The following is a 23490-nucleotide window of genomic DNA, read 5'->3' as shown; positions in this document are numbered from 1 at the left end:
TCACTCCTGCGGAATCGTCCGCGGAACTTAAGCCTCCCTCCCGCCCAACCCAGCCATCCCACCGCCGCGGGATTCCTCTCACCTGGATATAGGGAAGTTCCAGAGGGTAAATTTATCAGAGGGGGAATGATATCATTCATATAGGATATGACTGTAATGTAGCCAGAAAGTATAGAAGTGATAACGGTAACCGGTTTGGATGTTTATCCAAAACATTGAGCGATCATAAATGATGAATAATATGAAAAGTGTACAACATTCGACCTTCCCCACCCGTTTTCCGTGAATGTGAAGTGAGTCTCTGCCAGGATATAGGAGGGATCAGCGAGAGGACAGGCCCCTGGCCTGGCCCTGTCCTCTCGCTGATCCCTCCTATGTTCGTCCGTCTGCGACACATCCTCCCCGACTATATAACTCCGAACTTCACATACACAAAACTATAATTTTATGATAAAAGCCAATACCGTATCCCACACAATATAAGCAAATGTACTGGATAAAAGAAGTAAAACAGATATTTCAGCTTCAGCCCTCTTTCACCGTTATACAGATTGATTGGTATAAATGCAATACAGGCCGGCGGCTCCCAGAGAAGGGAGATACAGCCAAAGAGTGTCCGCTCCACCCGCCTGTATCTGAAAAGATAGAGAATAACAATCAGGGCTACCCCCTTGAAGTCGTAGTCTGTGCGCATCAGGTAAGCCAGACCCATGCCGCCTGCCAGGCCAAAGAGCATGATATAAGGTTTATCGGAATACTTTTCCATGACAGCCAATACCAGAAATCCAATGAACAATGTGAACATAACATTCTGGGATGTAAACTCTAAAATCCCCTGATTAAAAGCAATATCAAAGGGGAACTCTGACAGCAGTGCAAACAGAAAGAGCCGGAACCCGTATTTCTTTTTATCTGAAGTGTGTAGAAATCCTTCTACTAAAAGAAAGCAGAAAATAGGAAAAGAGGTGCGTCCGATAAAACGGAGAACTCTGTCAATTTCCAGAATTTTTGTCATCTGTTCTGTTGTGACGGCAGTGCCGGAGGTGTTGATATAGCTCAGATAGTAGCCATTTTCCAGTATGGCAGCCCCGATATGGTCAATGAGCATGGTTACCATTGCTATGATTTTTAATGTGCTTCCGCTCAGGCAGGCATATTTTTTTTGCTCCATATTGTTTTCTCCTAATCCTATATTTTAAGAATTATAGTATAACAGCAAGTAATTGAAAAAGCAAAAGGTGGTTTAAGAAATCCTTTAGAAAAACTTTAGAAAAGGAAGCACCTAATCTTTAGATTGTCTCTGTATGATGTATTTAACAAGTTGAGAAAGAAAAAAAGTTAGGAGTGATTCCATGAAAATATTAATTACAACAGATTGGTATGCGCCTATTGTTAACGGGGTAGTAACTTCTGTATTAAACCTTAAAAGAGAACTGGAAGAAAGAGGACATGATGTAAGGGTGCTGACACTGGCGTCGGAAAGGCATTCTTATCAAGAAAATAATATATATTATCTGAAGTCATATGACTTTGGAAAGATTTATCCAAATGCAAGGGCTACTATATGTCACAGAGATGAGCTGGTAGAAGAACTTATACAGTGGTCGCCGGATGTAATTCACTCTCAGTGTGAATTTATGACATTTCCTTATGCAGTGAAGATCAGTAAGAAATGCCATTGTCCGGTTGTGCACACCTACCATACCGTATATGAAGACTATACCCATTATTTTTCTCCGAGCAAAACTGTGGGAAGAAAGGTTGTGGCGGTATGGAGCAAAAAGCTTCTTGATAAAGTAAATGCGGTAATTGTACCTACAGCAAAAGTGAGAAATCTTTTGTACGAATATCAGGTAGAACAGCAGATAGAAGTTATTCCCACAGGAATTGACCTGAGAAAATATTCTGCAAGAATTACTGAGGAAGAGAGAGCAAGAAAAAAAGAACTCTTGGGAATTCCAAAGGAAAATAAGGTTCTGGTCAATGTCGGACGCCTTGCGAAGGAAAAAAATCTGGCAGAGATATTGGAATATCTGAAAAAGATGGACAGAAAGGATATCACACTACTTCTGGTAGGGGATGGACCTTACAGAGAGGAACTGGAGAGAAAAACAAAGGAAATGGAACTGGATGGACAGGTGGTATTTGCCGGAATGATAGATCCCAGGGAAGTGGGAAGCTATTATCAGCTTGGAGATGTATTTGTAAGTGCATCCAACAGTGAAACACAAGGGCTGACCTATCTGGAAGCTCTGGCAAGCGGGATTCCCGCTCTGTGCCGGAAAGATGAGTGTCTGGACGGGGTAATCAAAGATGGCTATAACGGGTTCCAGTATGATTCGTACGAGTACTTTAAGATGCATCTGGAGTATATGCTGGCAGATGAAGAGCGGCGTCTGGTGATGGCGGAACAGGCAATGGATGATGCCGTGAGGTTCTCAACCTGGGAGTTCGGCAATCGGGCAGAACAGCTTTACCGTCAGGTGATTGGCGTACAGGCAGCCCAGGATTACACGGGGTATCTTTTGGGGTGGATTCATAATATGGTGATAAGGAGGAATTCATAATGTATAAGATAAATATGATGTCTAAGGCAGATATGGTGAAGGGACATGGGGTGCTGTCTGCACACGATGAACAGGTAGCTCTGGTAAAGGAAGAATTAAAAGATTTGTTTCAGGTGGAAGAAAACGGTAAGGCGCCAAGTGAAATAACCCATTACCATTCAATCAATCCAGGCTTCTATCTGTCTGTACCATTCAGGAAAAGACAGGGAAGCACAGTAGGGTATGTGCATTTTTTACCGGAAACCGTTGATAACAGCATCCGGCTGCCCCGCCTGGCAAGAAAGATTTTTTACAAATACATGCTTTCCTTTTATAAAAAAATGGATTATCTTGTTACCGTAAACCCATATTTTATTGATGTCTTAGAAACCTATGGAATTGCAAGAGATAAAGTAACCTATATCCCCAACTTTGTATCAGATGAAGATTTCTATCCTCTTACCATGGACCGTCAGAAGATGATACGGAAGGAATATGGGATTGAAGAAGATAAGTTTACAGTACTCTGTGTTGGGCAGCTCCAAAAAAGAAAAGGAGTTATGGAATTCGTAGACATTGCCAGAAAAATGCCGGATATGCAGTTCGTATGGGCCGGAGGGTTTTCCTTTGGCAAGATTACGGACGGTTATGAGGAGATACGGCAGATGATGAAACATCTTCCCGCGAATGTTAAGTTCCTCGGCATGGTAGACAGGGAGAAAATGAACGATATCTATAATATGGCAAATGTAATGTTTCTGCCTTCCTTTGAAGAACTGTTTCCAATGACTATCCTGGAGTCTATGAACTGCGGTATTCCTATCCTGGTGAGGGATTTGGACATTTATAAACCCATCCTCTTTGACTATGTGTTAAAAGGAGAGTCCAGGGAAGAATTCCAGATATTACTGAGAAGACTACAGAATGAACCGGATTTTTATATGGAAGCTTCTCATAAAGCATTTGAGGGTCATGAATTTTACAGCAGAGAACACGTAGGGAAAATGTGGAGAGATTTCTACATTGGTATACTGAAAGAACAGGGAAACAGTCTTGTTCGCTATAATACAGCGAGAAGTATCTATGAGGTGGTTACGAAAAATGGCAACTAAAGCAAAAGAGATCTGTATCGATAACAATAAAAGAACAGCAATGCTTTTGAATGTGAGCACAGTGGTCGGCCTGATTTTAATGACACTATTTATCATCTATGGAGTACAGAATAAAATCTTTTCCTCCCAGGAGGCACTGTCACAATTTTTGGGAAGATTCGGATTTTGGGCTCCCTTTATCTTCATAATGGTTCAAATTGTTCAGGTGGTCATTCCGATTCTTCCCGGGGCAATCGGCTGTCTGGGAGGCGTGCTCATCTTTGGTCCTGTGTGGGGATTCGTATATAATTACATAGGAATCTGCATCGGATCCGTTTTAGCCTTCAGACTTTCCAAACAATATGGGCAGCCCTTTGTCAGGTCAATGGTAAAAGAAAAGTCATATAACAAATATATAACATGGCTGGAAAAAGGAGACAAATTTGATAAAGCCTTTGCCATAGCAATCTTTCTGCCGGTAGCACCCGACGATCTTCTCTGTTATATCGCAGGGCTTACAAAAATGACATTAAAAAAATTCACATGGATCATCCTGCTGGGGAAACCATTGTCTATTCTTATATATAGCTTAGGGCTTACAGGGATAATGGAAATGATAAAAAACTTTATATAGGGACAGGGCGTACCGAAAATGGGACACCCGTGTTGTAATTTGGGACGTGTTCTTTCTAAAAAGAACACGTCCCAAATTACATATATTCCCTGTTGACAAATATGTATATAATGTGTATATTATATATATACAATAAAATCATATATACACACTTCTTGAAATGGAGAAAATTATGAACATAATAATCAGTAATTCAAGCGGTAAGCCCATCTACGAGCAGATTACATCGCAGATCAAGCAGATGATTATGTCGGGTGAGCTCAGACCGGGAGATGCCCTTCCTTCTATGCGGCTGCTTGCGAAGGAGCTGAGAATCAGCGTGATTACCACGAAAAGGGCATATGAAGATCTGGAACGTGATGGGTTTATCTGTACACAAGTGGGAAAAGGAAGCTATGTCGCAGACACCAATCAGGATATTGTCAGAGAAGAACAGCTAAAGGCAATTGAAGAATACCTGGAGCAGGCAGTTGAAAAAGCAAAAGTAAGCGGGATTTCTTATGATGAAATTATAGAAATGCTGCGGATGATTTATGAGGAGGTATAAAGAATGGAGACAGCAATCAGGTTAGAAAATGTAGTGAAGAAATACCCGAAATTCACCCTGGATCATATTAATCTGGAGCTTCCGAAGGGGTGTATTATGGGACTCGTAGGGGAGAACGGCGCAGGAAAAACTACGCTGATTAAGTGTATTTTAGGTCTGATAAGTCTGTCAGACGGGAGGATATATAGGGACGAAAAAGTCATTTCCAAGAAGGAAATTGAGTGGAAAAATGATGTGGGAGTAGTAATGTCCGGTTCCAGTTTTCCCGGTAATTTGAATGCGAAACAAATCAATAAAATTATGGAAAATATATACTCCCGGTGGGATAAAAATATCTTTTATGACTATCTAAAACAATTTCACATCGACGAAAATAAGTTTACAAAAGATTATTCTACCGGTATGGCTATGAAGCTCCAGATTGCCGTGGCGTTTTCCCACAATGCTAAGCTTCTGCTGCTGGATGAGGCAACCAGCGGCCTGGACCCTGTGGTAAGGGACGAGATCCTGGAGATTTTGCAGAATTTTATTCAGGATGAGGAATGTACAGTACTTTTTTCCTCTCACATTACCAGTGATTTGGAAAAAGTAGCTGACTATATTACATTTCTTCATAAAGGGAAATTGATTTTCAGCGAGAACAAAGATGAGCTTCTCTACAATTATGGAGTGGTTCGATGTTCAAAGGAGGATTACAAACGTATCGATCCGGAACATGTGGTAGGGCTGAGGAAAAATCAATTCGGATATGAAGTGATGGTAGATAACAGGATTGATATATCCAGACAAAACAGGGACTGGGTAGTGGATTCAACTACGCTGGAGGAAATTATTTTATTCCAGATTAAGGGGGATGTATTATGAAGGGATTAGTTTTAAAAGATTTGTATGGTGTAAAAAAATATCTGAAGCAATATGTACTGTTTTTTGCGGTTTTTACTGTTGTGGGGATTATGCTGAAAATGCCTGCTTATATAGGATTTCTGGGGGCTTTTTACGGGATGAGCCTGTTTATCAGCACGTTTAACACCGATGAGTTTTTCCACTGGGAAGCATACGTACTCACAGGGCCATTGTCCAGACAGGATTTGGTAAAGAGCAAATATGCACTGATGATTCTTCTAATGGGAAGTGCAGCGGTTATTGCTATTCTGGGTGAACTGGCGGTTTGTGTGATTACAAAATTATCCATAGCGGAAAATTTTGCATCAGGTTTGGCAATGATGATTTATATTTTCTTAATGATGTCGGTGGTTATCCCTTTGATTTACAAATTTGGCAGTGAAAAAGCCAGGACTTCCATGATACTTATCTTTGTTGTCCCAGTCGTGTCAGTTGCCCTTATCGGCAAGATTGCAGGAACAGAAAATGTAAATAATTTTTTGAATAATATTTCCTGGCCTGCAGTGGCTGTTGGAGCTTTGATCCTATGTGTCCTGGCCCTGATTGTTTCCTATATTCTTTCACTAAAAATTATAGAAAAGAAGGAATTTTAGAATTTTATTTTGGCACTTTCCCAGTAGATTTTTTTGTCAGATTATGAGAAAATATTATTAAGTGCGATGTTAAATACTAACGAGCCTTAAGTCTATTCTATACTTGAAAGGAGTTTTAAAATGATTTATTCACACGAAGTAGAAATGATGTGCCCGGTGGCACAGGGCGTGAACCACGGCGCAGCTCCAATTCCGGAAGAAGCAAAATGGGTAAAAGCGAAAGAAATTAAAGATATCTCAGGTTTAACACATGGTGTGGGCTGGTGTGCTCCTCAGCAGGGAACCTGCAAGTTAACTTTAAATGTAAAGGAAGGTATTATCCAGGAAGCATTGGTTGAGACCATCGGATGTTCAGGTATGACTCACTCCGCAGCTATGGCATCTGAGATTTTACCGGGAAGAACCATTTTGGAAGCTCTGAATACAGACCTGGTTTGTGATGCTATCAACACCGCGATGAGAGAATTATTCTTACAGATCGTGTACGGAAGATCTCAGAGTGCTTTCTCTGAAGACGGACTCCCTGTAGGCGCTGGTCTGGAAGATTTAGGAAAAGGCTTAAGATCTCAGGTTGGTACTATGTATGGAACCCTTGCAAAGGGCCCTCGCTATCTGGAAATGACAGACGGTTACGTTACAGGTATCGCTTTAAATGAAGACGATGAAATCATCGGTTACAAATTTGTCAGCTTTGGAAAGATGATGGACTTTATCAAAGCTGGAGACGATGCCAACACTGCATTTGAAAAAGCTCAGGGACAGTATGGCCGTGTAGATGACGCAGTGAAAATTATTGACCCAAGAAAAGAGTAATCAGATACTCTTAAAAGTCTGCCGTAGAAAGAATAGGAGGATAAATTAATGGCTTTATTTGAATCATATGAGAGAAGAGAGAAACAAATTCTTGCTGTATTAAATCAGTATGGAATTAATTCTATCGAAGAAGCTGCAGAAGTTACAAAAGCAGCTGGTTTAGATGTATATAACATGGTAGAGGGTATTCAGCCAATCTGCTTTGAGAATGCTAAATGGGCTTACACTGTAGGTGCAGCGATTGCAATCAAAAAAGGATGCAGGAGAGCAGCAGATGCAGCAGCAGCAATCGGTGAAGGACTTCAGTCTTTCTGTATCCCGGGTTCTGTAGCGGATCAGCGCAAGGTTGGTCTGGGACACGGTAATTTGGGTAAAATGCTGTTAGAAGAGGATACTAAGTGCTTTGCTTTCTTAGCAGGCCATGAGTCTTTTGCTGCAGCAGAAGGTGCCATCGGTATCGCTGAAAAAGCTAATAAGGTCCGCAAAGAGCCTCTTCGTGTTATCTTAAATGGTCTTGGTAAAGATGCCGCTCAGATTATTGCCAGAATCAATGGATTTACATATGTAGAGACAGAGATGGATTATCATACAGGCGAAGTAAAGGAAGTATTCAGAAAAGCATACTCCACGGGACTTCGCGCAAAGGTTAACTGCTATGGAGCTAACGATGTAGTTGAGGGTGTTGCTATTATGCATAAAGAAGGTGTTGACGTGTCTATCACAGGCAACTCCACCAATCCAACCAGATTCCAGCACCCGGTTGCAGGTACTTACAAGAAGGAATGCATTGAGATGGGCAAAAAATACTTCTCCGTAGCATCCGGCGGCGGTACAGGAAGAACACTTCATCCAGACAATATGGCTGCAGGTCCTGCTTCTTATGGTATGACAGATACCATGGGACGTATGCACTCAGATGCACAGTTTGCCGGATCCTCCTCCGTTCCTGCTCATGTTGAGATGATGGGACTTATTGGCGCTGGTAATAACCCAATGGTTGGAATGACAGTGGCTGTGGCAGTAGCTGTTGAGGAAGCAGCAAAAGCTGGAAAGTTCTAAGAAAACCTATATAAATTAAGGAGTTTGGCAGAAAAATAGATATTTCTATGGTTGGAACAGAATGAACTGCTATAAGATAGCATATTGACATTTTTAATTATATGGCGTAATATAATACTAGCAGAGAAAAGCAAATGTGTCCATTGGGCGCAAAGCGAAGCCCCAGGGAGTGGCTGCTCCCTGGGGCTTCTATTTTCCTTTTGAAGAGGAATAACTTAGGCAGGCTGTTGTTTATTTATCTCCATCCAACCATTTGCAGATATAGTAGCAAACTATACCTGCCGCAACAGAGATAAGAAAAGCAAATATGTATTCCATTGGGGATGCACCTCCTTCCTGCTGGAAAGAGTCAACAGCAATTATATTATAACTATTGTGTGATAGAATGTCTATGATGACTTATAATAGAGTGTAGGGATGGAAAGTAATCAGAAGTGCAGAGTAGCACACCGATAGCGCACAAACACCCCTCAAACCCTTGAAAAACCGCCCTTCACCGTTTCTGTTGAGGAAGCAGCAAAAGCTGGAAAGTTCTAAAGTAATTGAATTATTAAGAGGCTATTTTAAAACCGCACTGACCTTTTATGGTTGGTGCGGTTTTTGAGACTGTGAATAAAATTGCGAAGCAGGAAAAAGTTTAGCACCACAAATAAGACATGCCCAGGCATATCAGGCGGTGTTACTACACCCCCTTGTTTTTATAGCATTGTTACGCAATAGAGGTACTATAAGTCTTGAAAACAAAGGCTTTGCAGACACCAAAATCAGCAGACAAGGTGTTTATACCTTTTCCTGTGAAAACGCCTTTTAACTGCGTAACACCTCAAAGTGAAATGCTATCCGTTTCCTCCCGTTTCTTTCCTGCCCCCATTCCATACAAAATATGGGCGATTTAGAAAAGCAAAGGAAACACCAACGCACTAAATGAAATGTTCCGTAGCAAGCATAGGAAAGGTGTACCCTTTCCGTAAAAATGTGTTTCATTTTTGCTTGTTGGGAATGCACTCACAAATATGAAATTATCGACGAATTAGAATTCCTTTCATGTACTGTGTTTCATTGTGGGTTTCGTATATAATAGCCTTTTCTTCTTCCGTGCAACCTATCAGTATTTTAATTTCAGAATCCCTTTTTATCAAATCAACAATACACATAATAGCATCTATATTTTGCCCATTCGTTCCGACCCATACATCTATCCCTGCGCCATCCATGGATGCTGTATCTTTCAAATACCCATAATTGACTTTATAAATGAAATCAGGATATTTAGGATGTGCAGTTCCTTTTGGCCTATCTATGATGATTTCTGATTTGCTGACTAAGGCATCTAATACACTCCAGAAACTATTGTCAAATCTGTGCATGAAATCTCCTCCAAATTCATATTTATCAATTTCGATGATAATAGCACAAAGCTGTGAATTTATCTATCATCGTTTTTGTCTTTACATCTGCTTGTATCATTTTATATTGCCGCAGGAAATTCGGGCACCATAAAATCAATAATCGTTGTGTCTTCAAGTATGTTAATAGGCAAAAAAGTCAGTATTTACAACGGTTTTCATCGTTTAATGCTTTTCGTCAACTCTAATTCAAAAACTATTTTTTATAGTACAATCCTATTTTTTAAATGACATTACCCCATCACTGCCTACATAATATTTTCCGATTTGCTTATTTGTTACCATGGCTCCGGAGCCATCGAGATAATACCATTCCTTACCATCGTTTATCCAGCCTCTTTGCAGTACACCACTTGGTTTTGAGAAATACCATTTTCCTCCTATTTTAAACCAGCCATGAGCCATTATCCCGTTGTTATTAAGATAATACCAGGATTTGTATAGAAGCTGCCAACCGGTCTGCATAGCCCCACTGCTATCTGCATAACACCATTCTCTTGAAAGAAGTACCACTTATTACCGATTTTTTGTCATCCGGTAGCCATATGGCCGGAGCTTTTTAAATAATACATATTATTGTCAATAGATAGCCAGCCTGTTTTCATCCAGTCATCCTTGTCAAAATAATACCATTTACCATTGATGTAATCCCATCCGGTAGCATATCCTGAGGAGCTATAATTTGTATACCACCAACCATTACTCCCCTTTTGCCATGCAGCGTTTACGGGAATAGCAGCGCTGACATTTAGGGCTATTATCAGAAAAATAACCAGGAAATTCTTTGATTTTTTTAGCTGCCTTTTTTGCCTTCCCAGTCTTTTTGGCTCCCATTTTAGATGCCCTGCCTCTCCGTTCTTCATACAGGGCTTCTTTGCCTTCTTCATAATAAATTCGTTCCCAAGCGCTTACAGATTTTGGAGTGGGAATGTTGAAGTGAGCTGTAGTTTGCCTCATTGAAGTTCCTGTATTATGCATATATTCTACTACAGCAATTTTAAAATCACCAGTATATGTTCCATTTTTTACTGTAAGCCCTTCAATCCCATGTTCCGCATATGCTGCTTTCCACTTTTGAATATCTGCTTTGTTCACATGATATTTCTCGGCCAGTGCCATCAATCCGATATCCCCCTTTTGATATCGTTGTAAAATTTCAAGTTTTAATTCATCGCTGTAAATTCTTTTTCCAGACATAGAAATAACCCCTTTCATTAGACGTTTGATTTTGTCTAACAAAAGGGGTTCACTTCGCGTATCGCCGAGACTGCTATTTAAAGTGATTTAAACTAGTCTTCTTATAGTTATGATTGTTTTGTAGGTTGCGGAGGTTAATTTAATACCACCTTCCGGATATGGTGCTGAATTAGAGGCATTAACCATCTGACCATTTCCGATATAAATACCAACATGTCCTTCATAACACAAAAGATCCCCTGGTCTGGCTGCTGACAAAGAGCCAACGGCTGTACCACTGCCTCTCTGCTCACCAGATGTGCGCGGTATTGTAATTCCAAACTTTTCGAATACTTTCATAGTAAAACCTGAGCAGTCACATCCATTGGTTAGGCTTACCCCGCCCCATACATAGGGATTTCCAATAAACTGCATGGCATAATTTACGACAGATTGTCCCATATCTAAAGAGCCAGTTGGAATGAAATGATAGGGTATATCGCCAATTTTGTAATCACCGGTAACCATAACTCCATTACTCAGAAAATAATATCTATTCCCTTCCCAGTCCAGCCATCCGGTTACCATGGCGCCGCTTTCACGCAGATAGAACCAGTGTCCTTCCCATGATAACCATCCAGTTCTCATCTTTCCATTCTCACCCAGATAATACCAGGTGCCACTCAACTGAATCCAGTTGACAGCCATTTTACCGTTTGGATAAAAATAATACCAATAACCGTCTATGAGGTTCCAATTTGTAGCAGCGTCTCCTTTTGTGTTAAGATAATACCAGGTTTCGTCGATCTGTATCCACCCGGTGACCATCTTTCCATCCTTGTCAAAATAATACCATTTTCCCGAAAGTTCTTCCCATCCAATACGCATTTTTCCATTTTCACCAAGGTAATACCAGGTTCCGTTTTGGAGAAACCAGTCAGTAACCATTTTACCGTCTGGAAGGAAGTAATACCAATATCCATCAATAAGGTTCCAGCTTGTAGCACGATGCCCATCAGGCTTATTCAAATAATACCATGTATTTTCAAGCTTAAGCCATCCACGTACAAGCCAACCTTCAGCATCAAAATAATACCATTTTCCTTCGATTTCTTCCCAATCATTTGAGGTGAAAGATCCATCTTCATGGCGGTACCACCTTTTATCTCCGGCATCTATCCAACCTACGGGAAGTGAAGAAACCGTACTTTCGTCAGTAATAGTTTCATTATCATTATATGTAATATTAATATCTTCGCTTTCGATATTTTTAGCTTCCTCATGATAAGAAGCATTAGGATTGGTTGCTGCACCGTTAGTTTCTTCTTCTGCAATGTTGTCGGCATCATCAGTTTCTTCTTCATCAATGTCTGCGTTTTCCTGGGACTGTTCGTCATTAGCCGGCAGAACTACTTCTATATCGTCAGTTGGTTCAGAAGCATAGGTGTCTACCGGGCTGGCCCCTAGAAGTAGACAAATTAAAGTTAAATAGCATATCACTTTTATCTTTCTTTCTTTCATATTATTCCTCCATATACAATTAGTTTTCGGGTTTTTGATAAAATAAAATACACAATGGTTTCACCTCCTTATAAACAATGAGTTATAAAAATAATATAAAATAATATATCTAATAATTATGATATTATCATTAATTTTACAGAAAATCAAACGAAACCAATTGACATAATTCGACAACAATATACAATTTGCTATAGTGATAGCATTGTTAGGGAAGTGTTGCAGGTGTCATCCACTTCACATAGATAAGTAATCTTTCGGCAAAAAAATCACCTAACCAATACAAATCGGCATTAAACCAATTTGTATGGAAAGGTGATATTTATGGTTAATCATGTAAATAAAAACATGTACAGTGCAGCTTATTCTGCCTTCACCTCATAGGATGCACTCTTATAGGTTACCACATCCCCGGTAGGTTCGTCGTCCGCGTACTGCATCACTTCAACCTTATGTGTCCCTACAGCAATTGCGTCGTCCCCCAGATCTACAGAGTAGGAGGAATCGGACAGCTGTTCTTGGGCGGCTAACAGTCCGTCAACGTAGATATAGGATTGTTTGGAACCGTCGAATCCTTTCGTGTTTACCTCAATCATAATGACGGCAGCGCCTTCCTTGGTATAGATGACCGGCACTTTGCCGTCCTCAGAAGTTTCGTCTGCACAGGCAATATACATGGTGCCGTCCCCTGTGTCTTTATAGTCGCCTGCAGGCATCTCTTCTTTGGGCTGCTCAGCAGGTCCTGTTTCTGACTGCTTGACATTGTCGTCTGTAGTATCCTGTTCAGCGGGAGAGGAAGGAGCTTGTTCTTCGGCAGACTCCTTTTTATTTTCTTTAGATTTTGTGTCTCCTCCGCTGCAGCCCAGCATACCTATGGAAACGGATACACACATCAGAAGTATTACAAGTTTTTTCTTCATTCTTTTTTCCTCATTTCTTTTGAATTTTATGATAACCGAAGTATGAGAGAGAGTTCATTAAGATATTCTCATTCGGCTAATGATCATGTAAACAGAAATTCATATCAATATTTGTACATTCGATTTCATATGTAAATCATAAACATATTTTGTGATACAGCAGTTATCTTTTATGTTCCCCCTTCTTCAAACTGGACATGTAAATGCCTGTATTTACAGTATATGGGAAACAGAGAAAAAAGTAAATGCACAAAAATTACGAAAGAATGCCTTTATCCAATGAAAAATTATACGATAGTCAAAGAGCAGACATCTCAGATAGATACGATAGTCATAAATGAGACACAACGATTTCATATACATCCGGGAAAGCGATTTTTAAACATAATATAAGAGACTGCTGTCCGCCAGCAGTCTCTTACACAGATACCGTTTTTTACTTAATTACAAAAGAGTCGCAGTCTGTACATTCTTTTGTAGTCGGATTAGATTCGTGTGTTCCGACTTTGATTTTATTCAGTGTACAGTAGTTTTCGTCCTGGGCATGGTGTACACAATTTTTGATTGAACATTGAATGCTTTCGTTGATTTTCATGATAGGTCCTCCTTACAATCTTCTTCATTGTTACACGCTTAGTATTTGCAAAAGAGCTTAAAAAATACAGGGAAGAAATTGTGAATTAAAAGGCAGGACAGATATACTGCCGGAATTAAGGACCATTCTATAAAAATATTAAAAATTTCGTTTCATCTCTTCCATAAACAACGAGCGGTTATCTGCTGCCCGCATGGTCGCCAGAATTCCGTCAAGATGATCGTATTCGTGCTGCAGCAGTTCAGAGAGATCTCCCTCCAGATGCATAGTTTGAGGCGTCCAATTCATATCCAGAAAATGGATATCTGCCTTTTTATATCGTTCAACCTTCACCAGAAGTCCGGGAAAGGACATACAGTCATCCATTACCAGGAAGGTATCTTTCTCTGGGAAAGTGATTGACGGATTAATAAAAACATAGGGCTTGTCTGTATACATGTAGAGGAGCCGTTTTTGTACCCCAATCTGAGGTGCCGCCACCGCCCTGCCTGCACCGTGGATCTTACGATAGTTCATGAGAGTGTCATGGAGATCGGTGACCCATCCCGGGATTTTATGTGCCTCATCTTTTCCTATCTCAGAGCTGACTTCATACAGATTTGGATTGCCTAATTTCAAAATTTCTTTTATCATAAAAGGCGCCTCCGTATTATGTAACATTTATATATGGATGGAGTATACGGGATTCGAACCCGTGGCCTCAACAATGCGAATGTTGCGCGCTCCCAACTGCGCTAATACCCCAAAAAAATGGAAGCAACGGGGCTCGAACCCGTGGCCTCTCGCGTGTGAGGCGAACGCTCATCCCAGCTGAGCTATGCTTCCGTACTTATAAGTATAGCACTTTGAGCGGCAAATTCAAGAGGAAATATGGAGCGATTGTAGGAAAACCCCGGTTATACCCCGGGGTCATCCTCATGGTAGATACCTTTATCTTTTAGTTCCTGAACAATTCTGTCATAGAGTTCCTTCGGCGGCTTCATATGATCAATGACAGGATCTTCCTTCAGCTCCCGCTCAATCTGTTCCGCCTCTTTCCTGAGAGCTGCCGTCACGGTATCAGGAAATTGCTCCATCAGGCGATTGAATAGTTCCAAATAATTTAAGTTACCCATTAAATTCAGCCCCTTTCTTTCTTTATTGTAGTACCATGATAAAGAAAAAGGGGCTGGTAAATTATGGAAATTTATTCTATTCCGGGGGATTACATGTGTGTCTGCAGAAAGGTCTCAAACTTTTTCACGCTGAAGATTTCGTTTGTCACAAATTCTCCGTTGTAAAAAAAACTATAGTTTGTACAGGGACCGGGTGCATTCTGTGCCTGCTCCAGGGTCTCCAGTTTGTGCAGCCGGATGGTAGTTCCGTACTGCTTAGCTGCCTGCTGAATGAGAGGTACATATTTGGCAGTATGGGGACACTGGCTGGAATAATACAGGACCATGCCCTGCTCCTGGGTCTTTCCCTGTTTGGCACAGTCTTTGAAGCTGGGAAGGGGAGCGTTTTCCCGGAAGGGGAGATAGAGCAGCTCGAAAGAGGGATGGGCGGTATCCGCTGTCCGGAATCCTAGGGATTTACTCGATAAAAACTTTGCCCCGCGCATCCAGCTTTAGAAATACCAGACCGTCTTTAAACCGTTCTGTCATCCATTCCTTTTTGGAGGAAACACAGGGTTCTCCTTTTTTATCTGTGATCGCACAGCAGATATGCTCCTGATCGATGTTGTCCTGATTCAATGTAATAAAGTTCATAGCAATTCCTCCGCCTTCTAGGTTATATTAAGGGAATAATGACAACAGTATGTCCTATTCTGCAGAATCTGAAGCTTCTTCCGCCATAGAGGCAGAATCGCCGGTCTGAATGACTTCGCCGGTATCTTTATTAATAAAGTTTACGGTGGTATTTATCTCTTCCTCCGGAACAGCGTTAATTGCCTGGTAAAAATTTCCCATAAGATAGAACGTGATGGCATAGATTCCCTCAAATCCTCCGAAGGAGTCTGCATCTACCTTAATATCAAAGGCAGAAACATCATCACTGTAGGTGATGGAGTCAAAAGAGGGACAATTTTCCTTGTCAGCCAGCAGCTCATTGATACTCTCATCGATGGAAGTTTTCATGGAAGTTAACAATTCTTCGTGGGCTGCTTTGGTCATCTTCATGGTTACGGAGCCGTCTGCATTCTTTGTAACTTCTTTTACTCCGCTTTCTTCAGCCTCTTCTGTCAGCTCGGCAGAATCGGAACCCTCCAGAAGAGATGCCGGAATGGTTACTTCCACAGACAGCATATTCTTTTCCGCAGAAAGAGTTCCGCCGTCCTCACCGGATTCTTTTTCTGCACCGGCCTCTTTGGTCTCTGCCGTATCAGAAGCTTCCTCTGACTTTGAGCTTTCTTTTGAACTGTCTTTGGGTGTGCCGCAGGCGGCGAAGGATGCGGTCAGTGAAACTGCAAGCATCAGGGCAACGATTTTCTTTTTCATTTTTTTCCTCCAATATTTACTTTTTGTGATTCTTTGTGACGATAGGATTGTATCACATTTCCGGTGTAAATAGGGAATTTCTTATGGAGAATTAAGAAATTGGAAAAATATAGTATTGATTTGCTACTATATATTGACATGAGGAAAATATAGTAGTATTATACTACTATATAAAAGGAGCTGAGGAATATGGAACCATTCTTTGAGACAGAGGAGGAATTTCTGGAGAACTATAAGCCGGGAGATTATGAGCGGCCTTCGGTTACTGTGGATATCCTTCTTTTCACTCTGGATGAGGTGAAAAAAGAAAAGAGAACCATGGAGAAGGAGTTAAAGCTGCTTCTGGTGAAGAGAGGACAGCATCCTTTTAAAGGGTGCTGGGCGCTGCCCGGCGGATTTGTGGGCATTGATGAAAGTCCCGAGGAGGCAGCGAAAAGGGAATTAAAGGAAGAGACAAGTGTGGATAACGTGTATCTGGAACAGCTGTGTACGTATGGACAGCCGGAAAGAGATCCCAGAATGCGGGTGATTTCCATTGCCTATATTGCACTTGCCAAAAAGGAGGATATCTTAGTGTCAGCAGGAGATGATGCCCAGGAAGCGGCATGGTTTTCTGTGAGCAAGACAAAGATGATGGACTTTGATTCAGACCGGGAGGCATGGCTTTTGAAGGTGGAAAATGAAAGTCTGGGAATTCATATGGGATATCAGGTGGTGGAGACGAAAAAGAAAAACGGCGTACTGGCTGCAAAAGAGTTCGAAATATCATTGCTGTCCTCCCCAAAAGAAAAGCTGGCTTTTGACCACAGCAGAATTATTAATGAATCATTGGAACGTCTCCGTGGAAAAGTAAGTTATACACCCATTGCATTTAACCTGCTCTCAGAGGAATTCACTATGTATGAGATCCAGTCTGCATATGAGACTCTGCTGGGACGCCCGGTTTGGAAATCAAATTTCAGGAAAGAGATGGATCAATATGTAGTGGACACCGGGAAAATGACAGAGAAGGGATATAAAGGCCTGTCTCTGCGGCCTGCAAAATTATTCAGATACAGACAGGAGGAATCGGAATGAAATATTTAATAGTAATTGACATGCAGAAGGATTTTGTAAGCGGCACTTTGGGATCCGGGGATGCCAAAGGGATAGTGCCCGGGCTGATTCGGAAAATAAAGGAGTTTGAGGGCGAGGTCCTCTATACCCAGGATACCCACGGCAGTGCGTATCTTCAGTCCCAGGAGGGAAGGAAGCTTCCGGTCAGCCACTGTATCCTGGGAACGGAAGGTTGGGAGCTGATAGATGAAATCAAAGAAGCGGATCCCGGCTGCAGGGAACGTTCTTTTCAAAAAGACACCTTTGGAAGTACAGAACTGATGAGCTATCTGGTGAAAAAGAACAAGGAATCCGGTATAAGCTCCCTGGAGTTTGCCGGCGTGTGTACGGATATCTGCGTGATCAGCAATGCACTGATGGCCAAAGCATTTCTTCCGGAGGTGCCTGTTCTGGTCGACAGCGGATGCTGTGCAGGGACATCGACGGAGAACCATGAGAATGCGCTGAAGGCTATGGCATGCTGCCAGATTGATCTCAGATAAGCGCCAGGAGCTGTGTAGGAGGAAGAAAGAATGAAGAATTTAACCATGCTGGTAGATTTTTATGAGTTTACAATGGCCAACGGATTTTATGTTCACGGGCATAAGGATACAAAGGCAGTATTTGAGATGTTTTACCGGAAGAATCCGGATCGCGGGGGATATGTCATTGCCGCAGGCTTAGAGCAGCTGATAGATTTTGTGTCTGACATGCATTTTACAGAAGAGGACATTGATTATCTGAGAAAAAAGAGAATTTTTGACGAAGGATTTCTGGACTACTTAAAAGAATTCCGATTCCGGGGAACCATAGAGGCGGTGCCGGAGGGGACCATTGTATATCCGGGAACTCCTCTGGTGACAGTGACAGGCAATGTCATAGAGTGCCAGCTTCTGGAGACATTCTTGCTGCTAACCATAAATCACCAGTCTCTGATTGCCACCAAGGCAAACCGCATCTGCAGGGCCGCAGGGGATGGCATTGTTATGGAATTCGGCGCCAGGAGAGCCCAGGGGCCGGATGCAGCTGTACTTGGAGCACGGGCTGCCTATATCGGAGGCTGCCATGCTACGGCTACTGTGCTTGCGGATCAGATGTATGGTGTGAATGCCATAGGAACCATGGCACATTCCTGGATACAGTTTTTCAGTTCTGAGGAAGAGGCGTTCCGTGCATATGCAGAGACGTATCCGGATGACTGTACGCTGCTCATTGATACCTATGACATTATAAAGGGAGCACAGTGCGCGGTTAAAGTGGCCAAAGAGGTGCTGGAACCCAAGGGAAAGCGTTTAAAAGGAGTCCGCATTGACAGCGGGGATTTGGCGTATTTTTCCAAAAAGCTCAGAGCCTTGTTTGATGAGAATGGGATGGAGGACTGCAAAATCGTAGTTTCAAACAGCATTGATGAGTGGCTGCTGAATTCTATGAAAACCCAGGGAGCCAGGATTGACTCATACGGCATTGGAGAACGCCTGATCACTGCAAAATCAGATCCGGTATTCGGCGGAGTATATAAGCTGGTGGCTGTGGAGGAAGAGGGGAAACTGACTCCCCGCATCAAAATCAGTGAAAATGAAGAAAAGATTACCAATCCCGGGAAAAAAGTTCTATGGAGACTATTTAACAAAACATCGGGCATCGGTTATGCAGATGTCCTGACGCTGGAGGAGGAGCATCTGGACGAAGGGGGATCTTTCTATGTAATAGACCCCAAGAAGCCCTGGAAGCATATTCTGATTGACAATTCTGTTGCGGTAAGGCTTCAGAAGACTATCTTTGACAACGGGAAACTGGTATATAATAAGCCCCGGCTGGAGGACATCAGAAAGTATGTGAAAGATCAGATAGAGAATACGGTTTGGGAGGAAGAACTGCGTCTGGAGAATCCCCATGTACATTATGTGGATTTGTCAGAAAAAATTTACCAGATAAAAAGCCAAATGCTTCAGGAAGCCGGGAAGAAACTGAACTAGAGGGAAAGGGACATGCAGCTGAAAATTGCATGCCCTTTTTTGTAGACAATGGTTTCAGAAATCATTCCGAAAGTGGGTTGAAAATTTGAGTCAATTTCCTATAATGGGTATTAACCAAATCGGTAAGGAGGGGTGTTATGGATCAGGAAAGACTTCGGCACCTTCCGGAGGAGAAAAAGGTACAGATTATGAATGCTGCCTTTGAAGTCTTTGGGAACAATGAATATAAGCGGGCATCTACGGATCTGATAGCGGCCAGGGCCGGCATATCTAAGGGGCTGTTGTTCTACTATTTTAAAAGCAAAAAGGAGCTGTACCTGTATTTGCTTTCGTATGCCATAGAGGAGTTTCGTCCTCATATTCTGGATGAAAAGTTTTATGCCATTACGGATTTTTTTGAACTGCTTGCTTATACTACCAGGAAAAAGGCGGAACTCCTTCATAAATTTCCGCACATCATGGAGTTTTCTGTGAGGGCGTTCTATTCCTGCAAAGAGGATGTCTCTCAGGAGATGAATTCGATTATGAACGATCAGATTGAGAGAATGTTTAAGGAATATTTTAAGAACATTGACTTGAGTAAGTTTAAAGAGGATGCGGATCCGAACCGGATTCTTCATATGCTAATCTGGATGGCGGACGGGTATATGCACCAGAAGCTGTTTGCCTGTATGGGCAGAGATACCACAGGAGTTATTGAAGTGGAGGATTTAATGGAGCAATTTGCACAGTGGTCAGAGATGTTTAAGAAAATTGCGTACAAAGAGGAATATCAGGGAGAGACGGACTTGTAAGAGAGGGGGCACGGGTATGGATGTAATTGAGATTAACCATATTACAAAGGATTATGGTCAGAAAAGAGGGGTTTTTGATGTGTGCTTCTCTGTGAAAGAGGGGGAAGTCCTTGGGTTTTTAGGACCCAATGGAGCGGGAAAGACGACAACGATCCGGCAGCTGATGGGATTTATTAAACCGGACAGCGGGAGTTTGTCCATACTGGGCAGGGACTGCTTCAGGGAGGCGGGACGAATCCAGGAGTCTTTGGGATATCTGCCGGGAGAAATCGCATTTATAGATTCCATGAGCGGCATGGAATTTATCCGTTTTGTGGGTAAGATGAAGAAAATGAAAAATCTGGGACGTGCAGAAGAATTAATGGATATGTTTGAACTGAATCCATCCGGAAAATTGAAAAAGATGTCCAAGGGAATGAAGCAGAAAATCGGGATCGTGTGTGCTTTTATGAATCCTGCCGCAGACACTTTCATTTTAGACGAACCTACCGGGGGGCTGGATCCGCTGATGCAGAACCGGTTTGTAGAACTGATACTGTCAGAGAAGAAAAGAGGAAAGACGATTCTTATGTCTTCGCATATGTTTGAGGAAATAGAACGCACCTGTGACCGGGCCGCAATCATCCGTAAGGGAAAGCTGGTAGCGGTGGAGGAAATGGAAAAGCTGAAGGAAGGACGAAAGAAAATTATTGAAGTTACCTTCAGGGAGGCAGCGATGGCAGAAGCGTTTGCTGCCGAAGTTCCCAAAGCGTCCTATCAAATCGGAGGGAAAAGAGTGACTGCTGAGGTAGGAAAGAACCTGGATTCTTTTATAAAGAAGGCCGGTGCGTACACCGTTGTGGATCTGGAACTGCGTACCCAGAGTCTGGAAGAATTCTTTATGCATTTTTACGGGGAGGGGGCAGAACAATGAATGCCACATTATTCAGGAAAGAAATAAAGTCGAATTGGATACTGCTTGTGATTTTCTTAGGTGTGCTCAGCGTTTATTCGGTGATGATTACCATGATGTTCGATCCCAAGCTGGGGGACAGCCTGCGAATGATGGCGGACAGCATGCCCCAAATGTTTGCGGCATTCGGGATGGCAGATGTGGGTACTACATTGCTGGAATTCGTTACAGGCTACTTATATGGAATCCTGCTGATTGCATTTCCCGGAGTTTATATTATTATTTTGACAAACCGGCTGGTGGCAAAATATGTGGATAACGGCTCCATGGCTTATCTGCTGGCAGTGCCGGATAAACGACGGAAAATTGTGCTCACACAGGGGATATTTTTGCTGCTGACGCTGGTGCTTATGACCGCTTACTGTACTGTTTTGATTCTGGCAGTAGGGAAGATGCTGTTTCCGGGGGAGATGGACACAGCAGGATTTCTCCGCGTAAATGCAGGTTTGCTGGGACTTCTTGTGTTTTTCGGCGGGGCTTGCTTCTGTGCGTCCTGCATCTGCAATGAGTCAAAAAATTCCTCAGCGATCAGTACGGCTGTTGTGGTCTATTCCATTCTGGTGCAGATGATATCCCAGGCAGGAGAAAAGTTTGAGAATGTGAAATATGCCACCCCTCTGACACTATTTGATGTAGACGGACTGAGTGCCGGTGACGGAAAGGCCTGGCTGATGGCTGCCGTCTTATACCTGGCGGGAATTCTTCTTATGGGGACAGGAATTTTAAGATTCTGTAAACGGGATCTGCCCCTTTAAAAGGTGTCAGGCATACCCGCCGGGCTTCTTAATCTGAGCTTTTGAGCTGCATGGATGAAATACCTCTGCTCTGTGTGTTTGCGGTTGACAGATACCAAAAAATGAAATAAGGTATTATGGTAAATGCAAAGCAAAGGGGAAACGGACCGATGAATAAGAAAGAAATCAGTGAAATAAAAAAACTTTTAACACCTGCAAACTGTGTGCTTACAAGGATCTGCGGCTGTTATGTGGATGCCGAAAAAAATCAGAGGACAAAGCTCAGGGAAGCCTTTCTCTCTCTGCCTGAGGAGGAAGCATTCAAATATTTTACAATCTTTAGAAAAGGGCTGTCAGGCACAATCGGCAAGAACCTCATGAATATGGAATTTCCGCTGGACCAGGAGCTGGGCGAGGGAACTCAGAAGTTTCTGCTGCGGCTGCGGGACAGCGGACTTATGGAAGAGGAGCTCACAGATGAGTTTTATCAAAAGGTGATGGATACATATCTTTATCCGGAGAACTATTACATTATCCTGGTCCACGGGGCTTATGATGTGCCGGGAAGGGCCTCTGACAATCTGGACATGGAGGATGCCTCAGAGTATGTATATAACTTTATTATGTGCTGTATATGTCCGGTAAAGCTTTCTAAACCGGGCCTGTGTTATAATACGGAGACAAATCATATTGAAAATCGGGTGCAGGACTGGATTGTAGACGTGCCGGATACCGGGTTTCTCTTTCCTGCATTTAATGACAGAAATACAGATATACACAGTCTGCTTTATTATGCGAAGAATCCGGAAGTGCTTCAGACGGATTTCATTGACCAGTTTTTGGGGTGCAGGATCCCGTTGAGTGCTAAGACGCAGAAGGAGACCTTTCAGGTCATTATCGAGGAAACCTTAGACAGGAACTGTGATTTTGAGACGGTTATGAATATTCAGGAGAATCTCAATGAACTGCTGGAAGAGAGGAAGGAAGATCCGGATCCGGTTACTTTGGGCAAGTACGAGGTAAAAAAATTGCTGGCCAGCAGCGGTGTGGACAATGAACGTCTGGAGGAATTCGACTCCCATTATGAGGCGGCAGCGGATGAAAAGACTAGTTTTGTCGCGGCCAATGTGGCAAGTGTCAGGAGCTATGAGATTAAGACCCCGGATGTAGTGATAAAGGTAGCTCCGGACAAGGCACAGCTGGTAGAACACAAGATAATTGACGGGGTTCCGTATATTCTCATAGAGGCAACGGATCAGGTAGAAATTAATGGAATTGCTGTGAGAACAGCGGTGAAAGAAGAGAGTGAAGCGTAAGGCATGGGGCTGTGAAAAAAGTCCCGTAAAAAAAGAACGCTTTCAGGTATACAAACCTGGAGGCGTTCTTCTTTTTGTGGTAAAATTAATCTACTATGAACAATAATACCGAGAAATATTATACCGCAAAACAGGGAAGGCTGCCACTGTTTTTTTCGGATTGTCTGGATCTCTGTGATCCAGTATTAGCATTTGACAGAATCATGGAGGAGATTGGAATAGAAAGATATCTTAGGCCAGAGCCCTCACATAAACTGGGCCGGCCCGGATATAATCGGGTCAACATGCTAAAGACAGTCCTGTTCGGCTTTATGGACACTGGATACGCTTCCCTTCGGGAAT

At 42.4% G+C, this 23490-nt stretch carries 26 protein-coding genes, 2 tRNA genes and 2 pseudogenes; 16 read left to right on the top strand and 14 right to left on the bottom strand.

Going from position 1 to position 23490, the window contains the following annotated elements; all coding sequences use genetic code 11:
- Window positions 1–445: 445 nt before the first annotated feature.
- Window positions 446–1171 (bottom strand): TraX family protein, encoded by a 726-nt coding sequence (locus tag BUA56_RS21295; protein WP_072854778.1) that lies wholly within the window; start codon window positions 1169–1171, stop codon window positions 446–448.
- Window positions 1172–1352: 181 nt separating this feature from the next.
- Between BUA56_RS21295 and BUA56_RS21290 the strand changes: the two genes are divergently transcribed.
- From BUA56_RS21290 to BUA56_RS21255, 8 genes are all read left to right on the top strand, one after another.
- Window positions 1353–2567, top strand: a complete 1215-nt coding sequence (locus tag BUA56_RS21290) for a glycosyltransferase family 4 protein (protein ID WP_072854777.1) — start codon at window positions 1353–1355, stop codon at window positions 2565–2567.
- Complete coding sequence (locus tag BUA56_RS21285) at window positions 2567–3658, top strand: glycosyltransferase family 4 protein (RefSeq protein WP_072854776.1); 1092 nt, start codon at window positions 2567–2569, stop codon at window positions 3656–3658. Before BUA56_RS21290 ends, BUA56_RS21285 begins: the two co-directional genes overlap by 1 nt.
- Window positions 3648–4271 carry a TVP38/TMEM64 family protein gene (locus tag BUA56_RS21280; RefSeq protein ID WP_242946836.1) on the top strand — a complete coding sequence of 208 codons (624 nt, stop codon included), beginning with the start codon at window positions 3648–3650 and terminating at the stop codon, window positions 4269–4271. The genes BUA56_RS21285 and BUA56_RS21280 overlap by 11 nt, the downstream gene beginning before the upstream one ends.
- A 172-nt stretch (window positions 4272–4443) precedes the next feature.
- The gene (locus tag BUA56_RS21275) at window positions 4444–4818 is read left to right on the top strand and encodes a GntR family transcriptional regulator (RefSeq protein WP_072854775.1); all 375 of its coding nucleotides are present in this window, start codon (window positions 4444–4446) and stop codon (window positions 4816–4818) included.
- A 3-nt stretch (window positions 4819–4821) separates the two neighbouring features.
- On the top strand, window positions 4822–5682 hold the full coding sequence (locus BUA56_RS21270; protein WP_072854774.1) for an ABC transporter ATP-binding protein: 861 nt from the start codon (window positions 4822–4824) through the stop codon (window positions 5680–5682).
- Entirely contained in the window at window positions 5679–6314 is a 636-nt protein-coding gene (locus tag BUA56_RS21265; protein WP_072854773.1) for an ABC-2 transporter permease, read from the top strand. Before BUA56_RS21270 ends, BUA56_RS21265 begins: the two co-directional genes overlap by 4 nt.
- A 120-nt stretch (window positions 6315–6434) precedes the next feature.
- Window positions 6435–7127, top strand: coding sequence for an iron-sulfur cluster assembly scaffold protein (locus BUA56_RS21260; RefSeq protein WP_072854772.1), 693 nt, complete (start codon window positions 6435–6437; stop codon window positions 7125–7127).
- A gap of 48 nt (window positions 7128–7175) precedes the next feature.
- A complete protein-coding gene (locus BUA56_RS21255; protein WP_072854771.1) occupies window positions 7176–8186 on the top strand; it encodes a GGGtGRT protein in 1011 nt (336 codons plus the stop codon).
- Window positions 8187–9205: 1019 nt separating this feature from the next.
- On the opposite strand, the gene BUA56_RS21250 is transcribed toward BUA56_RS21255, so the two are convergent.
- The 13 genes and pseudogenes from BUA56_RS21250 to BUA56_RS21190 form a co-directional block, all read right to left on the bottom strand.
- Window positions 9206–9553 carry an inorganic pyrophosphatase gene (locus tag BUA56_RS21250; protein ID WP_072854770.1) on the bottom strand — a complete coding sequence of 116 codons (348 nt, stop codon included), beginning with the start codon at window positions 9551–9553 and terminating at the stop codon, window positions 9206–9208.
- Between the two features lie 255 nt (window positions 9554–9808).
- Window positions 9809–10057 (bottom strand): hypothetical protein, encoded by a 249-nt coding sequence (locus BUA56_RS21245; RefSeq protein ID WP_072854769.1) that lies wholly within the window; start codon window positions 10055–10057, stop codon window positions 9809–9811.
- Window positions 10058–10122: 65 nt separating this feature from the next.
- Entirely contained in the window at window positions 10123–10326 is a 204-nt protein-coding gene (locus BUA56_RS24100; protein WP_390440191.1) for a hypothetical protein, read from the bottom strand.
- Window positions 10292–10831 (bottom strand): helix-turn-helix domain-containing protein, encoded by a 540-nt coding sequence (locus BUA56_RS21235; RefSeq protein ID WP_139249518.1) that lies wholly within the window; start codon window positions 10829–10831, stop codon window positions 10292–10294. Before BUA56_RS21235 ends, BUA56_RS24100 begins: the two co-directional genes overlap by 35 nt.
- 45 nt (window positions 10832–10876) lie before the next feature.
- On the bottom strand, window positions 10877–12289 hold the full coding sequence (locus BUA56_RS21230; protein WP_072854766.1) for a C40 family peptidase: 1413 nt from the start codon (window positions 12287–12289) through the stop codon (window positions 10877–10879).
- 362 nt (window positions 12290–12651) lie between these two features.
- The gene (locus tag BUA56_RS21225) at window positions 12652–13209 is read right to left on the bottom strand and encodes a hypothetical protein (protein WP_072854765.1); all 558 of its coding nucleotides are present in this window, start codon (window positions 13207–13209) and stop codon (window positions 12652–12654) included.
- Window positions 13210–13645: 436 nt separating this feature from the next.
- Complete coding sequence (locus tag BUA56_RS21220) at window positions 13646–13804, bottom strand: DUF1540 domain-containing protein (RefSeq protein WP_072854764.1); 159 nt, start codon at window positions 13802–13804, stop codon at window positions 13646–13648.
- Between the two features lie 138 nt (window positions 13805–13942).
- The gene (locus tag BUA56_RS21215; protein WP_072854763.1) at window positions 13943–14437 is read right to left on the bottom strand and encodes a peptide deformylase; all 495 of its coding nucleotides are present in this window, start codon (window positions 14435–14437) and stop codon (window positions 13943–13945) included.
- Between the two features lie 38 nt (window positions 14438–14475).
- Window positions 14476–14548, bottom strand: a tRNA-Ala gene (locus tag BUA56_RS21210).
- A gap of 7 nt (window positions 14549–14555) precedes the next feature.
- Window positions 14556–14629: transfer RNA gene (locus BUA56_RS21205), tRNA-Val, on the bottom strand.
- Between the two features lie 71 nt (window positions 14630–14700).
- On the bottom strand, window positions 14701–14919 hold the full coding sequence (locus BUA56_RS21200; protein WP_072854762.1) for a hypothetical protein: 219 nt from the start codon (window positions 14917–14919) through the stop codon (window positions 14701–14703).
- 89 nt (window positions 14920–15008) lie between these two features.
- Window positions 15009–15552: pseudogene (locus BUA56_RS21195) on the bottom strand (YoaP domain-containing protein).
- 54 nt (window positions 15553–15606) lie between these two features.
- Window positions 15607–16281, bottom strand: coding sequence for a hypothetical protein (locus tag BUA56_RS21190; RefSeq protein ID WP_072854761.1), 675 nt, complete (start codon window positions 16279–16281; stop codon window positions 15607–15609).
- 189 nt (window positions 16282–16470) lie between these two features.
- Here BUA56_RS21190 and BUA56_RS21185 point away from each other — a divergent pair, with 189 nt between their 5' ends.
- The 8 genes and pseudogenes from BUA56_RS21185 to BUA56_RS23480 form a co-directional block, all read left to right on the top strand.
- The gene (locus BUA56_RS21185; RefSeq protein WP_072854760.1) at window positions 16471–17358 is read left to right on the top strand and encodes an NUDIX hydrolase; all 888 of its coding nucleotides are present in this window, start codon (window positions 16471–16473) and stop codon (window positions 17356–17358) included.
- Window positions 17355–17879: a cysteine hydrolase family protein gene (locus BUA56_RS21180; protein ID WP_072854759.1), complete on the top strand. Its 525-nt coding sequence runs from the start codon at window positions 17355–17357 to the stop codon at window positions 17877–17879. Before BUA56_RS21185 ends, BUA56_RS21180 begins: the two co-directional genes overlap by 4 nt.
- A 30-nt stretch (window positions 17880–17909) precedes the next feature.
- Entirely contained in the window at window positions 17910–19352 is a 1443-nt protein-coding gene (locus BUA56_RS21175) for a nicotinate phosphoribosyltransferase (RefSeq protein ID WP_072854758.1), read from the top strand.
- Between the two features lie 137 nt (window positions 19353–19489).
- Window positions 19490–20146, top strand: a complete 657-nt coding sequence (locus tag BUA56_RS21170; RefSeq protein WP_072854757.1) for a TetR/AcrR family transcriptional regulator — start codon at window positions 19490–19492, stop codon at window positions 20144–20146.
- A gap of 16 nt (window positions 20147–20162) precedes the next feature.
- Window positions 20163–21059, top strand: a complete 897-nt coding sequence (locus BUA56_RS21165; RefSeq protein ID WP_072854756.1) for an ABC transporter ATP-binding protein — start codon at window positions 20163–20165, stop codon at window positions 21057–21059.
- Window positions 21056–21853, top strand: a complete 798-nt coding sequence (locus BUA56_RS21160; protein ID WP_072854755.1) for an ABC transporter permease subunit — start codon at window positions 21056–21058, stop codon at window positions 21851–21853. Before BUA56_RS21165 ends, BUA56_RS21160 begins: the two co-directional genes overlap by 4 nt.
- A 149-nt stretch (window positions 21854–22002) precedes the next feature.
- Window positions 22003–23148 carry a DUF4317 domain-containing protein gene (locus tag BUA56_RS21155; RefSeq protein WP_072854754.1) on the top strand — a complete coding sequence of 382 codons (1146 nt, stop codon included), beginning with the start codon at window positions 22003–22005 and terminating at the stop codon, window positions 23146–23148.
- A 95-nt stretch (window positions 23149–23243) separates the two neighbouring features.
- Window positions 23244–23490 (top strand): annotated as a pseudogene (locus tag BUA56_RS23480) (IS1182 family transposase); the annotation flags it as partial.

Origin of the sequence: Lactonifactor longoviformis DSM 17459 (assembly GCF_900129135.1) — a bacterium.
GTDB lineage: Bacteria > Bacillota > Clostridia > Lachnospirales > Lachnospiraceae > Lactonifactor > Lactonifactor longoviformis.
This window is presented reverse-complemented; position numbering and strand designations above follow the sequence as displayed.